This window comes from Asticcacaulis sp. (assembly GCF_035497195.1).
Taxonomy (GTDB): Bacteria; Pseudomonadota; Alphaproteobacteria; order Caulobacterales; family Caulobacteraceae; genus Asticcacaulis.
In genome coordinates this window covers 947,541-964,039 of the sequence record NZ_DATJDZ010000014.1, presented here as the reverse complement: position 1 = coordinate 964,039, position 16,499 = coordinate 947,541, and the positions used below count along the sequence as shown (strand labels likewise).

Here is a 16,499-nt window from a genome sequence, read left to right as displayed (position 1 = left end):
GAGGTCGATGGCCGCGGCCGTGTGTTCTGGGAGCTGAACAACCCTGTCGATGTCGCCCGCATCGAACAAGTGATTTAGGAGTACACCATGTCGATCCAGCCGCAGCACGTCAAAACCAAGGTTTTCGAGATCGGTGATTTCGGCCAGCCGAAGATCAAAATCGGCGGCGACGAACCCTTCGTCCTGATCGCCGGCCCCTGCCAGATCGAAAGCCTCGACCATGCCCTGATGATGGCCGAGAAGATCGCCGAGGCCTGCGCGCCGACCGGCACGAAGTTCATCTACAAGTCGAGCTATGACAAGGCCAACCGCTCCTCGATCGGCACGGCGCGCGGCATAGGCATGGAAGAAGGCCTCGATATCCTGGCCGCCGTACGCGAGAAGTTCGGCTGTCCGGTCCTGACCGATGTCCACGACACGCATCAGTGCGAGCCGGTGGGCAAGCAGGTCGATGTCATCCAGATCCCGGCCTTTCTGTGCCGCCAGACGGACCTGCTGCTGGCCGCCGGCGCTACTGGCCGCACGATCAATGTCAAGAAGGGCCAGTTCCTCGCCCCGTGGGACATGAAGAATGTCGCCAACAAGATCGCCAGCACGGGCAATGAGCGCATCATCCTATGCGATCGCGGCACGAGCTTTGGCTATAACACCTTAGTCAGCGATTTCCGCGGCCTGCCGATCATGGCCCAGACCGGCTATCCGGTGATGTTCGACGCCACGCACTCGGTGCAGCAGCCGGGCGGCCAGGGCACGACCTCCGGCGGCCAGCGTGAGTTCGCGCCTGTGCTGGCGCGCGCCGCCTGCGCCGTCGGTGTCTCGGCGGTGTTTATCGAAACCCACGAAGACCCCGATCATGCGCCAAGCGATGGCCCCAACATGATCTATATCGACAAGATGCAGGACCTGATCGGCACCCTGCGCGCCTTCGACGATCTCGCTAAAGGGAAAGGTGGGGGTAAATTTACGGGAAGCAATTAAAATGAAACAAAAATCACACATCGTCTAGCAAAGCCACGATTTTCCATGAGATGACGAATAATTTATCTGCTCACCACAAAACCTAAGGACTATCAATTCACAGCCAAATAACCCTATAGTAACAAATCACACACCAATGTCAAAGTTTGAAATAAAATGAGAAGTGTTAAGATACACTCATCTTCAGCATCAAATAGCTTAGTAATTTTCCTCACCAGCTACGGCAATGATCAACAACCAGCCCCAGGGTTTGAATGGATTAACATCGCTTCTGAGATATCCGCCCACAAAATACTAATACGAGACCTGTCTCAACATTGGTATCTTGGATCCATTTTGGATTTTAGCATTAATTATGATGACACTATTGCTCGCCTAAAGCATTATATAACCACCAATTTAATTGAACGTATAGCTGTCGTTGGAAGTTCAATGGGCGGGTTCGCAGCAATAAATATTGGGGCGGCCCTAAAAGCTGATTTGGTTTTGGCCTTCGCTCCTCAAACTTGTTTAAACCCTGAATTTCTGACCACAATCAATGATCGGCGTTGGCAATGGAAAACTCGTGAAATGGAAGGAATTGGGTATGATAGGCGCGATCTAACAGAAATACTTTCCGTTGATCGCCCCAAGGAGACACACGTTTATTTCGACCCAACATTGGATATGGATAAACAACATGCACGTCGCATTAGCGACTATGGCGGCGTGATTTTGCATGAAGTTGAAGGGGGGCACCTAGTTGCAAAAGTAATCGCAAAAGCCGGCATCATTACTCAAAAATTAACAACGTTCGTTTCCATAAAATAGGCGACATTCAGGAGAGTTGGCTCAATTCGTTTGGACACTCGCCGGGCCGAGATAAGTGGATGCCGCCAGTTTCTATTGTGTCTTTATCGCAGACTGAAATAGCCCCCTAAATCCCCGGACAGGGTCTCCCACTTAATAAGAGGTAGGAGTAATGTCCCCATTATGACTAGTCACAATCCTAAAATAGAGATCCTTGGGCAAGAGCGCCGTCGTCGATCTCCAAGCCGCGATCAATCGCTTCATCCGCGAATACAATGACGCCGACCCAAAGCCATTTATCTGGAAAGCCAACCCAGATGACATCATCGCTGCTCGAAACCGAGGGTTCCAAACGTTGGAATCAATCCACTAGATGCCGGGAGTGGGAGCCATCCACCCCATCAGGTCAGTCACCCGCAGTACAGATTTCCCGAATCATCTCTCTATGATGCGTCGTTAACTATCTGATGAATTAATACGCCTTATATTGTTGGCTATCTTTATAAATTTAGACTTCATTCTGCGAGGAATACCACTCCTTAACCCCATATACATATCGCGCGGCGGTTCAGCATTCAAAACCGTTTGAATAGAATATGATTTTAGAGTACCCGCTTCATTGAAAAATTTATCATTAAGGCTAACTTCATGAAGCAAAAACCATTCTGAATGAACCAGAACAGCAAACTCAATTTTAACGGAATTCCAAGACCAATTCACTACGTCTTCAAAATTCAATCCACTTAGGAGCCGATAAATTGCTTCCTCCATAGGCAATATAATATCAAAGCCGCATTTCTCGCTTGCTATTATATTAAGATGCTCCCAAACATCCGAACGCATTACATTGAAAGGTGCCACTGCAACGAGCTTGCCATCCATCAATACTCCTATGGAAGATGGAGTTTCCGCATCGCCAAATACAACCCACCCGTGAGCATGTATACTCTCAATATCCACGGATATCCCATCTATGTGACCTCGAAGCAACGTTTTACAATCGAGTGATTTTTTAGAATACACCACCTCACTTAAAGGCTGCAAATTTAAGTCACTAAGCTCTGTCAAATGCGTCAGATAAGAAGGTGTATGGGCGCGCATTTCCGGCTGTGGCCTGTCATAATACACTTGCTGTCTAGTGGTTTCCAGGATTGCAGTATCTTTTACAAAATTTGTAAAATGTTTAAATGCAGCTTCAAATGAGACCCGTTCCTTTATCTCTTTAACCGCGATCGCCATTCCAGCGCGTTCAGTATCAGACAAGTTCAAAAGAATTCCGGCGATTGTAGTAATCGCAGTGTGATCAGTTAAGATGAATGCATTTTTCTTATCTTCAAATATCGTGTCGACTCCACCTTTCTTGGTGAAAATGGGGATACAACCGCAAAATGCTGCCTCTAGCGGAAGGAAACCAAGTCCTTCAAAAATAGACAGATCGGCCATATATGTAGCTTCCGAAAAAAGCTGACGCAATTCGCTCCATGATAACGGCCCTAAGCTCCGCCCCGGCAATTTTATATTAGCATCAGATCCGAAGTAAACCACATCGAAGCCTTGCTTTTCCAAAATTGCTCCAAGCGTAACTGCTAACGCAGGACCTTTGTTTAATTGTGATGAAACATGGATAGCAATTAATTCTTTTTTTCGATCTCCGGTAACTTCAAAGAATTTTTGTTGACTAGGACCGAGAGGCAGCTGCAATACTGAGGTTATACCAAGCGCTTTACAATAGTTGCTCATGTAGGAAGAAACTGTAACGGAGCCATCAACAAGACTAAAAAGTCTCAAAATTTGAGCTGAGTTCGGCGCGTCACCAAAGAAACTCTCCGGTCCTTGCGCAAAAAAATGCAAAGGTTTCGCGAACCTATGCGCCACACCTTTTGCATGGGCTATACTATGGCCCGAAGTCGCGAAAACAAATCCAACATCATTAACCATACGAAAAAGATCTGCAGTTTCCACGAAGGGCATAAAGCCCCGACCAAAGAAGAACTTTTCATCTACTTCGCCCGACGCAAGAATTCCTGCGGAAATCCCGATATCGATTAGCCCATCCACTAGATCAAATATTACATTCGCGCCGCCAGAATGATAGCTGCCTTTACTTAATGGTAACACGAAAAGCACATCCAGACGCCTCACACGACGCCAGAGAAACTTCCGATTCTTTCGGCTACGAAGCATATCAAGCGCCGGAATCACGCGGGTAGGAACGAGATCACTTTCGTCGACTTTCCAACGTTCGAAAAATTTCTTTTGATTAATTTGCGACAGCGCTATGGAATTTTCTCGATCAAGTCCATAACTCTGGAATCCTAGGTGCTTCACATATAAGTTGTCTATCAAAACCGAACGAAAGTTATGCGACTTAACGCGATAATGAAGATCCGTATCTTCCCAATACCCCTTACCGTAAGTTTCCGTATCGAACAATTGTCCATTCACAAGGGGCACGCGGCGCTTGTGAATGACGAACATGAAGCCTGATGATTTAACAGCATCGGGAAAAAGTGGTCTGCGCTTTAACAGAAGGCCGTCAATTTCCATCCAATCGCTTCCAGAGGGATAGAAAATAGATTGGGCGTCGGCACGATTTGACAAAGGACTAGCTAATGCGACTGCGGGATCGCTAAACGGTGCCAACACTCGCCTCTGCCAGTCAGGCGGCAACGTGACATCAGAATTGAGTATTACTACCAGATCTGTACTGACAAAGTTGAAGGCCTCGTTGCAATTGCCGCCAAAGCCCAGATTTTTTTCATTTCTGCGATAAACAAAAGGCGCACCAACCGCAACAATGATTTTTTCCAACCTTTTCGATACATTAGTTGGCGAGCAGTCGTCCGACACCACAACCATAGCCAACTTATCCAATTCACCATTACGTTTGATTGAATCGATCAGGGCACACACCTGATGAATGTTGTCATACACCGGAATGATGATAGATAAATCTAAATCAGTATTTACTACAGCCATTGCGCCAACCCCAAGCCTGTTCCGAATGACGAATTCGGAGAATTTTCAAAGCTCAACGATGCACGCATTTGTTGTGCAAACGCATTATCCCCACGTTTGGCCGCCTCTGACAACCCAATTTGACGATTTAATTGATATAGGAAGCGCGTCGAGCTCTGCAAAGTTTGACCATCACAGAGGTAGTGGTATAAAAATTCAAGTGAATTCGAACGGCGCTGACACACTTGTTCATGGTTTGAATTCTCTATAGCGCCCATGAATTCAGTAGCGTTCCGAAAGCATAAAGCAGTAAATGGACCTAAACCATAGCTTAATACAGGCTTTCCGACAACCATCGCTTCATAACCCGTAGAGCTATTAATAGTTACAACACCATCGACGGACTGAAGCAACGGAATATAAGAAATTTTATTGTCAAAGTCTTTAAGCCAAATTACATTATCAAGCTTTTCGCAAAATTTTTCACAATCGATATGATCTTTTTGTGTCCATGGATAATTCTTCGCGCCAGGGTGCGGCTTAATGATCAATCTAGGATTAAGTGGACGTAAGTCTTCATAAACCTTTGTCACAAATTGCCGCATCGAAGTGAAATTCGAAAACGCACTAATATTGGAATCATCCATTAATTGCAACGGCACTAAAATAGTCGGCCTATTCGACGCTTCAACAGATGGCGGCCAGAACAATTGATCCCACCCCCGGTTACCGATTCCATTAAGAGCCGGCAAAGGATAATCAGAATTATATGCAGGAATCCCATACTGCACTAATGAACTGAAGCCATTAACGCCCGAAAAGTCGCAGTAAAATGTTTCGGCGAAAGGTGAACGCATACATCCAAGCTCCAATGCAATACTTGGAATAGATAGTAATTTTGACAAATTACGAACCGCCCCATTATTCCCCCAATAGACAATCAGGTCGAATGGATAAGAAGCATGTAGCTCCGTCAAGACGTTCATATAATCGCGGGACACCTCCCCCTCCCCCCGGAGTAACTCATTCCAGACACTAAATCCTTCCTGCATCCACGGAAGTTGGGAATACTTGGAATGCATACGCTCCTGCAAACCGCCCTTTTCGGGCACTAGAATATTGCCCATCGCCTGCAAGCCAGGAAAATCCTCCAACGCAGGCTCCATGGAATTAGAAGCCAAAATGCGTACCTCTATCCCCGCATTCCCCAGGATGTTCTGACCAGACAGATCAGAGCTAACGAGACTGCAAAACCGACTAAATATCCATGAAAATGCACTTGAATGATGCCTGATAGGTAGCGGCTCAACATAAAACAATATACGACTTGTCACTATTTGGTTGCCTCAAAAAGTTCGTGCAGCGCCCTCGTTTGCTGCATGGAAGAACAGTTTTCGAGGGCAAACTTGCGAATGCGTATAGATTCTGCGCGATAGAACGCTTCGTCACTATATCGCTTGACGATTGACAAAAGGTCAGACTGCCTTTCTAGACCTAATACATGGCCAGAAAAGCGTTTCATGTCCTCGGATAAAGTAGCGGCGCAGGGAATTCCAAATATGCCGGCTTCAAAAAACTTCAAGCCACTTTTACATTTATTGAAATCCCTCGCTAAATTTAACGGCGCCAATGTCAACCAAGTGGTGGCCATAATGTTTGGCAGCGATAGGTAGGGAACTAAATCGCGGCGGAATACGCGGCCTGCCGGAAATGCGTCAGCAGGAACCTTAAGCGGCCCAACCAATTGTAACGTCACCTCAGGATAAACTCTCATTACCTCACTCAGAGGTTCAATCAACTGTCGAAAGTCATCGTCATGACTGGCAGAGCCAGAAAAATAGGATATAATTTTGACTTTATTATTATCCATTTTCGCACGCGACTGCTCAATGCTGGATTCGGAATACCTCAACCAATAGGGCTGATAACCGTTATAAATCACATTAACCTTATAAGGACCAAGCGCCCTTACTTTTTGCGCGAGTGGTTGCGTAGACACTATAACGTCACTGAAAAGACCCATAGCCTTTTGATTGTTGAGCGCTGCATCATATAGCTGTTCAGGCGCGATATGCCCGGATAGCCGCCTCGGAGACGACATAATGGATGCTTCGTCAAAAATTAAATCGTCATAATCACAACAAAAATGCTTACTCGTCGAAATAATAAGCCCAATTGTACGCTTAATGTGCTCGCTGTACGTTGGCCTATGAAAAATGAACCTATCATAATACTCGATAAACTCTTGCCGAAGCTCGCGTTCTGGAACGAAATCAGCAATATGCCCACTCGCCCTCAAATTTAAAACATGAAAAATACAGCGATAAAGCGTGGAAGCATCCTCAAGCGGAGCACCTTCCCGCCAGGCTGAGGAAATGAATAGATAGCGTGCTCGTTGCGAGTCTTGCTTCGTACCAAGCTTGCTCATTAAAACTTTAACCGTTCATCAAGATTATAAAACAATACACATTGCGAACTATTTAATGCGGTGGAACTTATAAGCCCATAGCGAGCTGTGTCAACAGGCCTTGCCCGCTATCTAAACCGCCAAAACAAAAAATACCGGCGCAATTAAAATGGTATCATTACACCAGTGTTGTAAATTATATGCCGAAGCGTAATTGTTGCCTTATTGAATGCTTTGTTAAGGCATTTGGGCTGCAAACTCATAAATAGGATAAACCTTGACGGCGTGCGCGAAAAGATGAAAACTTATGTGGGAGTGATAATCTAACCCATAGTGCCATTTGCGACATACTCTTTTTCGCCCTTCCACGGTCTGTTGATATCGATAGCAATGAAATGGATAATGGGATCGATGACTCAAAGCAAAATACTAATATGTCGAAACCTGTTTCGAAAAGAATCGACTGTACGCTCAGAAAACTCTAGACAAATTAGTTGAGTGTTATGTCAGCTGGCATGTACCATCGATTTTGCAAGTAACGGAGACAGAAAGTATGCTGACTGGCGAAAGAGATAACAATGTGCCTGACGAAGACGTCTTTGTGTTGAGCAATTTTCTCAAACAGCCAGTTTCACGGGTTTTCGGGCCATCTCACGTCTTGCGTTGGCGTAATCATATTCGCAACGGTGTCATTAAGTCTCCAATTCCTCCAGAACATTTCTTTGGTGAGGGAGGAGTGCCTATCTGGTCAAAGAAATTATTTGATGCCGCCTGTGCCGTATCTCTTAATAGTTCTGAACGAATTGGAGTACTGGTTGGCGATTTCCGTTTTGGAAACAAAATATGCCTTAACCTAATTGAAGATGACACAGTACTGCAAGACGGGTACACCGCTATAGATATCAACGCTATAACCCCCGATTATGATCGCGAAATGCATAACCGTGTACTGAGAGGACTTGAATACTGGCACAATCATTTTGGAAAAAAAATTCGCTACATATTTTGGTGCTTGTTTGGCCGGCAGGTGCAGGACAGGCTTGCGGGACACCATATAATAAATAATTCCTATAAACACCCCACCTTCAATTATTCCGAGCTAGTAGAAACCTTACCTGAACTGGATATTGTTGACCTTCAACCACTTTTGCACCTTCCAATGCACGATGTAATCAGGCTTTTTGTGGATACAAGCTTACACCCATCTCAAATTGGTTATTTATTATTGAATAATTTATTATTTACAGATTTGAAAGCCGTCGATGCCTATCGAATGGCAGTGAACGATATTGAAAGCGAATTGTGCCAGTTTGCGCAGGAAATTTCGACGCGCAGAGGGCGTAAGACAATTTTTACTGGCCGATCGATCTGGCTTGACACGCTTGTGCGTTATCTTGGCGCTTCGGGCGCACAAAAGCTTGCAGATGCAGGTTTAGTGCTTGCTCCTCTCGATCATGGCGTCGGGCAAATGCCAGCCTCAGTTATTGGCAATAGTCTTATTTTATCAGATTATGACGTCATCGTGTTCTCCGCGGGCGGACGTAATTTAGGCGAGTATCTTGCCCGGGCTTTCAATACGCCTGAAGAGGCATGGACCGATCTTCCCTGCATTGACTGGGAATCCGGCACAGAGGACATCATCAGAGCGCGATCAGAGAAGCCCGTTTTCAGCAAGCAAAATTCTAATCTTTCGCATACACCTCAAATTATAAAAATTGCAGCGTTGGATCATATGGTCGAATTAGGTCCAACAGGAATGCCCAGTTGGGCAGGCCTTTGCCATACCCTCAAATATATAGCCTCGGAACTCGAAGCCTTTTCGTTTCCAAAACAATTGAATTATAGAATAGCTGGCGACGCATTAGCAACAGACAATGGTTTCGCATTCTTGATTGGCGGAGGTCATTCAATCCGAGAATTTGCCTCCGGCAAAATGGTACCGACACAACAATCTTATGAAAATTTTGCAGCTAATATAGCAGGAAGGCTTGCGACAGCAAAAGAAATTGGCGCTCCCTATGCGCATGTGATCTTTCCCGATAAGCAATCAATACTACAAGAAGAGTATCCCTTTCAACCTGTCATTCGGTTAGGCGACAATTACATGGAGCGCTTAGATTCCACGCTTCAATTGCGTACTATTTATCCAGCGGCAGATCTTAAAAAAATGGCTAACACAGCCTATTATCCGCTCGACACACACTTAACAGATAAGGGTTCGTTAGAAGTATTACGTTTGATGCTAAAGGCTGTAGGTATAAAAGCACCAGATACACTTGCACACATTGACGGGCGCATCATCAAACCCGTCCGCTGGCCAGGCGATTTAGGTAGTAAATTTACACCGCCGCTATATCAAGATGGCCTACTACTCGAGCCAGATTGGAAGTATCGAGAATTTACAAGCCCAGGTGGTTTTAACGACGGGATGATTGACATCCTGCTGAATCCTTCTGCCCTTCATGACAAAACAGTGCTGCTATTCGGAGATTCCTTCTTTCGTATGATGTTAAGGCATTTGAGCGCAATCTTCACAAAAGTTATATGTCTTCGCACACGCTTTTTGCATAATGAAATGATCTCCCTAATACAGCCACATTATATTTTTACGGGAAATGCCGAGAGATACTTATCTCATGTTGAGAGCGACAGCAATGCTTATGCTTTTTCACTCTTTCCATATATGCGCAGCAAGCCCAATCTAGCATTGCCACCGGATTTTATTTCGGCTTGGCGGGCAGTTACGTCTCCAAAATCAGAATATTCACGTGCCTATTTTGCCAATATTAACGGCTTGACCGCCTAATGTAGTGATTTAATGTGACAATTATTTGAACCGAAAAAGTAATTTTGCCATGGCCGCCCCCCTATCCGTTAGCCTTTCGGGTCCCGTTGGGTGGTGTAAATGTACATATTTTATCCCGACGGAGACGACTGATGACAGAAATCATCCCATCCGCCCCTTTAGTGCGCGAAGAAATTATCCGCATCGTCTGGACCTATTCTTATGCCGACGGGGCAATAGTCACAAAATTTATGGAATTAAGGCCAGACGGAACAATTTCAGGCTTTCGCAGCCAGAATATAGCAGGCTGGGACATAAACGGCGATTGCCTGCTTATACTACGTGAGGATGGAAATATTTGCGCTCGTCTTTCGCGCGTTCCCAATTCCCCCTCTGCTTTCGAGGGAGTGGTAGAGTCACATCCTGCCACGCGCCTTAGGATGGAAGCAACAAGTGAAATAGGCTCGCCAAGCTTGACATTTAGCACTCAATACTATCTTCAGGCAGACATAAAACGGTATGGCTGGTCTATTGGCGAGTATACTTATGGCACACCAAGGATACTCGAAAGAGAATGGGCCAAACTAAGAATTGGACGGTTCACCTCCATCGGTCCCGAAGTGATGATTATTCTAGGTGACCATGATTACCGATCAGCCACCACGTATCCTTTCCAGGCTCTTGCTAAAACTAACCATATAGATTGGAGCGCAGTGCCGACCAACAGTGATAATCATAGAACCAAGGGGGATATTTCCATTGGAAGCGATGTTTGGGTTGGTGCGCGTACAATTATTACCTCCGGTGTCAGTATTGGAGACGGAGCAATTATTGCGGCTGGAGCCATTGTGACGCGAGACGTTCCGCCTTACCATATCTATGGCGGCAATCCCGCGCGCTTTATCAAACACAGGCATCCACCAGAAATAGCCGCGCAACTATTGCGCATCGCTTGGTGGAATTGGCCAATAGCTCGTATTAAGGCCCATATGCCCCTTATTTTATCCCCTGACATTTCAGCTTTTATCAATGCTGTCAGGTGATTTAAAAACTCTCCAGCCGTTATTAAGTGTTTACTCCCGACAAATGATGGGTTGGATTTATTTTAAATTTATCGCCTCATAAAGCTGTCTGGCTTGATTGGAATCCCCGCTGTGGCGAGCCATAAACCTCAAACCAGATGCATCAAAATCTGTCGTAATTTCATGGCCACTTGCCAATGCCTCCCAATCAGAGGAGTGAAGCAGCGTTCGGTAATGCCGCAAAATCACAACCGAGTCAGAAGCCACGCGACTGGCATTACGTTGTTTTTTGTTGCAATTATAGTGATTGCGCCTCCCTAAGGAATTTGGCAAACAGACAACTCTTCCCTGTGACAGATCAGAGCGCCCAATGCAGTTTGAAAAATTCGCCGTACCCGGTCCCGCGCTGATCAGACCGAAGATGATCGGTGATTCGCGCGGCTATTTTATGGAGGCCTTCAAGGCTGATTGGTTCCGCGAAAATATCGAGAACGTCACCTTTGTGCAGGATAATCAGTCGCTGTCGGCCCAGACCGGCACGATCCGCGGCCTGCATTACCAGAGAGACCCGGTGCCGCAGGGCAAACTGGTGCGCTGTTTGAAAGGGGCAATCTACGACGTCGCTGTGGATATCCGCAAGGGATCGGATACGTTCGGCCAGTGGGTCGGAGCCACCCTCACCGCCGCCGCCGGTGAACAATTGTGGGTGCCCGAGGGATTCGCCCACGGCTTCTGCACGCTGGAACCAGACACCGAGGTCTTCTATAAGGTAACCAATCCCTATTCACAACCGCATGACGCCGGCATTGCCTTCGACGATCCGGAAATCGGCATAACCTGGCCGATAGATGTGACAAAAGCCGTACTTTCCGACAAGGACAGGATACAGCCCAAGCTTGCGTCTTTGCGCTAGGCGATATATTGGCTGATTGAAATTGATGCCGGGGCCGGGGGGCTTTTGCAGGCCAGGACTGAAAGGTCCGATCGGGACGGCCGGATGCACCGGCTTATTGAGGGACGATTTTAAATGCGTATTTTGGTAACCGGCGGCGCTGGTTTTATCGGTTCGGCGCTGGTGCGCTATCTGGTCGGCGAGGTGGGCGCCGATGTGCTCAATCTTGACAAGCTGACATATGCAGGCAATCTGGAATCCCTGAGCCCGATCGAGGGCGCCAACAACTACCATTTCATTCAGGCCGATATCTGCGACTACGCCAAGGTCAGCGAAACCATCGCGTCCTTCCGCCCGGATCATATCATGCACCTGGCGGCCGAAAGCCACGTTGATCGCTCCATCACAGGCGCAAAGGATTTCGTCGAGACCAATGTCATGGGCACGTTTTCCATGCTCGAAGGCGCCAGGCAATACTGGAACAGCCTGCAAGGCGACGCCAAAGCCAATTTCCGCTTTCTCCACGTCTCGACCGATGAAGTCTATGGCTCACTCGGCGAAACCGGCCTGTTCGAGGAAGCCACGCCCTACGATCCGTCCTCGCCCTACTCGGCTTCCAAGGCGGCATCTGACCATCTGGCCAAGGCCTGGCACCGCACCTATGGACTGCCCGTCGTGGTATCGAACTGCTCGAATAATTACGGCCCCTGTCATTTTCCGGAAAAGCTGATCCCGCTCAACATCATCAACGCCATGGAAGGCAAGCCCTTGCCTGTTTATGGTGATGGCAGCAATATCCGCGACTGGCTTTATGTCGAGGATCACGCCCGCGCCCTGCACCTGATCTGCTCGAAGGGACGCCTCGGCGAAACCTACAATGTCGGCGGCCGCAACGAACGCAAGAATATCGATGTCGTCCGCCGCATCTGCGCCATTATGGACGAACTGAGGCCGCAAAACGCGCCGCACGATAAGCTGATTACCTTTGTCACAGACCGTCCCGGCCACGACCAACGTTACGCCATTGACGCCACCCGGTTAGAGACCGAACTGGGCTGGAAGGCGCAGGAAGACTTCGATAGTGGCATCGAGAAGACGGTGCGCTGGTATCTCGATAATGAGGTGTGGTGGCGGCCATTGCGCGGTGACGTTTATGCCGGGGAGCGCCTTGGCGTACTCAAGGCCTAGATGATGCGCATACTTGTCACCGGAAAAGAAGGTCAGGTCGATACCTCTCTGCAAACGCTGGGCGACAAGCTCGGCCTGGAAATCATCCGCATCGGCCTGCCTGAAATCGATCTGTCGCAACCGGAAACACTTGAAGCGCCTGTCCGAGACGCGCGCCCCGATGTCATCATCTCGTCAGCCGCCTATACGACCGTTGACAAGGCGGAAACCGAGGCTGAACTGGCCCAGACAATCAATGGCGACGCCCCCGGCGCGCTGGCGCGTCTGGCGGCGGAACTCGACATCCCCATCCTGCATCTGTCGACCGACTACGTTTTTGCCGGCGACAAGCATGGCGCCTACGATGAAACCGACACGCCCGCACCGGCCAGCGTTTATGGCAAGACCAAGCTTTCGGGCGAAGACCAGATCCGCGCCGCGACCGACAACCATGTCATCCTGCGCACCGCCTGGGTCTATTCGCCCTATGGCAACAATTTCGTCAAAACCATGCTGCGCCTGGGCGAAACGCGCGATGAACTGAACGTGGTCGCCGACCAGTACGGTTGCCCGACCTATGCGCCAGAGATCGCCCGGGCGCTTCTGGCTGTGGCGCAGCAGGTCGTCATCGATCGAGATCCGACCTTGCGTGGCACCTTCCATCTGACCGGTCAGGGTGAAACGAACTGGGCGGAATTCGCCGAAGCCATCTTTGCCGGCGCCGAGTCACGCGGCCGCAAGCCGGTCCGGATCAAGCCAATCCCCGCCAGCGAATATCCGACCCCGGCAAAACGTCCGGCCAATTCCCGCCTGAACGGCGACAAACTCGACGACACCTATGGCCTGCGCCTCGATCCCTGGCGGGAATCGCTGGATGACTGCCTGGACCAACTGATAACAGCGACCAGATGACACAGAGGTTTCCCCTATGAAGGGCATTATATTGGCCGGCGGCAGCGGTTCGCGCCTGCATCCCATGACCATCGGCGTCTCCAAGCAAATGATGCCGATCTATGACAAGCCAATGATCTACTATCCGCTGTCGACCCTGATGATGGCCGGTATCCGCGACATCCTGATCATTTCGACCCCGCATGACCTGCCGCTGTTCCAGAAGCTTCTCGGCGCCGGCGAACAGTGGGGCATCAATCTGTCCTACGCTGAACAACCGACCCCGGACGGGCTGGCTCAGGCCTACATCATCGGCGCCGATTTTGTCGGCAAGGAGCCGTCGTGTCTGATCCTGGGCGATAACATCTATTATGGTCCGTCGCTCTCGACCTTCCTGGAAGAATCGGCCGCGATAACTTCAGGCGCCAGCGTCTTCGCCTATCAGGTTTCCGATCCCGAACGCTACGGCGTCGTCGAATTCGATGACAATTTCAAGGCGCTTTCGGTCGAGGAAAAACCGAAGAACCCGCGCTCCAATTGGGCGATCACCGGCCTTTATTTCTACGATCATCAGGTCGTCGATATCGCCGCCAATCTCAAGCCTTCGGCACGCGGCGAATACGAAATCACCGATGTCAACCGCACCTATCTGGAGCGAGGCGACCTGAGCGTGAAGCCGATCGGCCGCGGCTATGCCTGGCTCGATACTGGCACGCCTGACAGCCTGCTTGACGCCGCCGAATTCGTGCGCGTCCTAGAAAAGCGCCAGGGCTTCAAGATCGCCTGTCCTGAAGAGGTAGCCTGGCGGCGCGGTTTTATCAGTGACGCCGAACTGGAAGAACTCGCCAATAGCCTGATCAAAAGCGAATATGGCTTATATCTGAGAAAATGCCTGATAAACAGCTAACCGCGGCAGGCCCCGAAATCTGCATATAAAGGCCTTGTTACGGCCACGTCATTTGTCTAATGGTTTCTGAACAAAAGACGTTTTGCAGCGCGGCATGAATATCTTCAGGCCGATACATTGACCCTTTGAGTGAAGATAAATGGATAAAACAATTAAAGACGTCGTTGCCGGGTTCAAGATGTATCCGGTATGGCTGCACCAGGCCTATTATTTTCTCAGCGCCAAATATAAGCGCACCGCCCTTGGCTCCTTGTGGATTGCCGGTAATTTTGTTTTCCTGTCCATCGCCATTACTATCGTTTTCGGCGACCTGTTCGGTCGCAGCGTTAAGGACTTTCTGCCCTATGTCATGATGGGCAATCTGGCGGCCACCCTGTGCCTGTGGACGCTGGGCGAGGGACCGGAGCTATATTTGTCCTCCAGTGCGATTATCCGTAACCATGCCTATCCCTTCAGTTATTTTACCTTCGAGGAAGTCGCCCGCGTCCTGATGCTATTTGCGCACAATCTGGTAATTTTTTACATTTTAATGACCTTTTTCGGCACCCTGACCATACCGCACTGGACGATATTGCCGGGACTTGTGATCGATGTTTTCATCATGATGACATGGGGCACAGTGGTCGGTCTGGCGGCCGCCCGCTTCCGCGACCTGCGCTTCCTGCTCGCCAACATATCCATGGTGCTGTACTTCCTGACACCGATTTACTGGCATTACGATTTGCTCAGCGCCAACAAGCGTTGGATAGCCGACTACAATCCGCTTTATGCGATGGTCAGCCTGATCCGTGCGCCCATCCTCGGCGTGCCCCCCACCGCCGTTAACTGGAACCTGGCGTTCGGTTTGCTTATAACAGGCGTCATCGCCTGGTTCATCACGTTCACGGCCTGCCGCCGCCGCATCCCCTTCTGGGTTTAATTCAGGGATACCTGCCTACCATGTCTATTGTTGAATTAAGAGGCGTAGAGCTTGCCTACCCTGTCTACTCTATCCGGGCGCAGTCCATCCGCAATACGCTCGCCAACCTCGCGGTCGGGGGTAAACTGCTGAAGGACGGTCATGATGTCATCCATGTTCGCGCGCTGAACAATGTCTCTTTCTCGCTGAATGACGGCGATCGTCTGGGCATTATCGGTCACAATGGCGCGGGCAAGACCACCCTGCTGAAGGTGCTGGCGGGCGTCTACGAACCGGATCGCGGCACGGTGCATGTCGCCGGACGCGTCGCGTCGATGATCGATATCAATCTGGGTGTTGATCCTGAACTGACCGGCCGTGAAAACCTGATCAATATGGGGCGAATCCGCGGGTATTCGACCAAGCAGATTATCGCGCTGACACCTGAGATATTTGAATTCACCGAATTGGGCGAATTCATTGACCTGCCACTCAAGACATACTCTTCCGGTATGAGAACGCGTCTTGTCTTCGGCGTAGCGACCAGCCTCGACCCGGAAATCCTGTTGATGGATGAATGGTTAGGTGCGGGTGACAAGGCCTTTTTCGAAAAAGCCAATAAACGCCTGAACAGCATTTTGCACCAGTCGCGCATTATCGTATTGGCCAGTCATAACTGGGGTCTGATCAAACGCATGTGCAACAAGCTGCTTGTGCTGAACGCCGGCGAGCAGGTTTTCTTCGGCGACATCGATGACTGGGATGAAAAAAACGACCGGCCTTTCTAAGCTTCCGTATAATGATC

General features: G+C 49.1%; 13 protein-coding genes and 1 pseudogene. 11 read left to right on the top strand and 3 right to left on the bottom strand.

Annotated elements, in window-relative coordinates; translation table 11 throughout:
* Positions 1–87 precede the first annotated feature (87 nt).
* The 3 genes and pseudogenes from kdsA to VL130_RS08490 all read left to right on the top strand — a co-directional run.
* On the top strand, positions 88–978 hold the full coding sequence (gene kdsA, locus VL130_RS08500) for a 3-deoxy-8-phosphooctulonate synthase (protein WP_325362359.1): 891 nt from the start codon (positions 88–90) through the stop codon (positions 976–978).
* A 156-nt stretch (positions 979–1,134) separates the two neighbouring features.
* The gene (locus tag VL130_RS08495) at positions 1,135–1,788 is read left to right on the top strand and encodes a YqiA/YcfP family alpha/beta fold hydrolase (RefSeq protein ID WP_325362357.1); all 654 of its coding nucleotides are present in this window, start codon (positions 1,135–1,137) and stop codon (positions 1,786–1,788) included.
* Between the two features lie 205 nt (positions 1,789–1,993).
* Positions 1,994–2,140, top strand: a pseudogene (locus tag VL130_RS08490) (IS630 family transposase); the annotation flags it as partial.
* Between the two features lie 83 nt (positions 2,141–2,223).
* Here VL130_RS08490 and VL130_RS08485 read toward each other — a convergent pair.
* The 3 genes from VL130_RS08485 to VL130_RS08475 form a co-directional block, all read right to left on the bottom strand.
* Positions 2,224–4,746, bottom strand: a complete 2,523-nt coding sequence (locus tag VL130_RS08485; RefSeq protein WP_325362356.1) for a glycosyltransferase — start codon at positions 4,744–4,746, stop codon at positions 2,224–2,226.
* The gene (locus VL130_RS08480) at positions 4,737–5,906 is read right to left on the bottom strand and encodes a GT99 family glycosyltransferase N-terminal domain-containing protein (protein ID WP_325362355.1); all 1,170 of its coding nucleotides are present in this window, start codon (positions 5,904–5,906) and stop codon (positions 4,737–4,739) included. The genes VL130_RS08485 and VL130_RS08480 overlap by 10 nt, the downstream gene beginning before the upstream one ends.
* 152 nt (positions 5,907–6,058) lie before the next feature.
* The gene (locus VL130_RS08475) at positions 6,059–7,153 is read right to left on the bottom strand and encodes a hypothetical protein (protein WP_325362354.1); all 1,095 of its coding nucleotides are present in this window, start codon (positions 7,151–7,153) and stop codon (positions 6,059–6,061) included.
* A gap of 532 nt (positions 7,154–7,685) precedes the next feature.
* Between VL130_RS08475 and VL130_RS08470 the strand changes: the two genes are divergently transcribed.
* The 8 genes from VL130_RS08470 (at position 7,686) to VL130_RS08435 (ending at position 16,482) form a co-directional block, all read left to right on the top strand.
* A complete protein-coding gene (locus VL130_RS08470) occupies positions 7,686–9,938 on the top strand; it encodes a hypothetical protein (protein ID WP_325362352.1) in 2,253 nt (750 codons plus the stop codon).
* A 131-nt stretch (positions 9,939–10,069) separates the two neighbouring features.
* A complete protein-coding gene (locus tag VL130_RS08465; protein WP_325362350.1) occupies positions 10,070–10,960 on the top strand; it encodes a DapH/DapD/GlmU-related protein in 891 nt (296 codons plus the stop codon).
* A 349-nt stretch (positions 10,961–11,309) separates the two neighbouring features.
* On the top strand, positions 11,310–11,852 hold the full coding sequence (gene rfbC / locus VL130_RS08460; protein ID WP_325362348.1) for a dTDP-4-dehydrorhamnose 3,5-epimerase: 543 nt from the start codon (positions 11,310–11,312) through the stop codon (positions 11,850–11,852).
* Positions 11,853–11,966: 114 nt separating this feature from the next.
* The gene (rfbB, locus tag VL130_RS08455) at positions 11,967–13,019 is read left to right on the top strand and encodes a dTDP-glucose 4,6-dehydratase (protein WP_325362347.1); all 1,053 of its coding nucleotides are present in this window, start codon (positions 11,967–11,969) and stop codon (positions 13,017–13,019) included.
* A complete protein-coding gene (gene rfbD, locus VL130_RS08450) occupies positions 13,020–13,910 on the top strand; it encodes a dTDP-4-dehydrorhamnose reductase (RefSeq protein ID WP_325362346.1) in 891 nt (296 codons plus the stop codon). It begins immediately after the preceding gene.
* Positions 13,911–13,926: 16 nt separating this feature from the next.
* Entirely contained in the window at positions 13,927–14,796 is an 870-nt protein-coding gene (rfbA, locus tag VL130_RS08445; RefSeq protein ID WP_325362345.1) for a glucose-1-phosphate thymidylyltransferase RfbA, read from the top strand.
* Between the two features lie 139 nt (positions 14,797–14,935).
* Positions 14,936–15,715, top strand: a complete 780-nt coding sequence (locus tag VL130_RS08440; protein ID WP_325362343.1) for an ABC transporter permease — start codon at positions 14,936–14,938, stop codon at positions 15,713–15,715.
* A gap of 20 nt (positions 15,716–15,735) precedes the next feature.
* The gene (locus VL130_RS08435; protein WP_325362341.1) at positions 15,736–16,482 is read left to right on the top strand and encodes an ABC transporter ATP-binding protein; all 747 of its coding nucleotides are present in this window, start codon (positions 15,736–15,738) and stop codon (positions 16,480–16,482) included.
* Positions 16,483–16,499 lie beyond the last annotated feature (17 nt).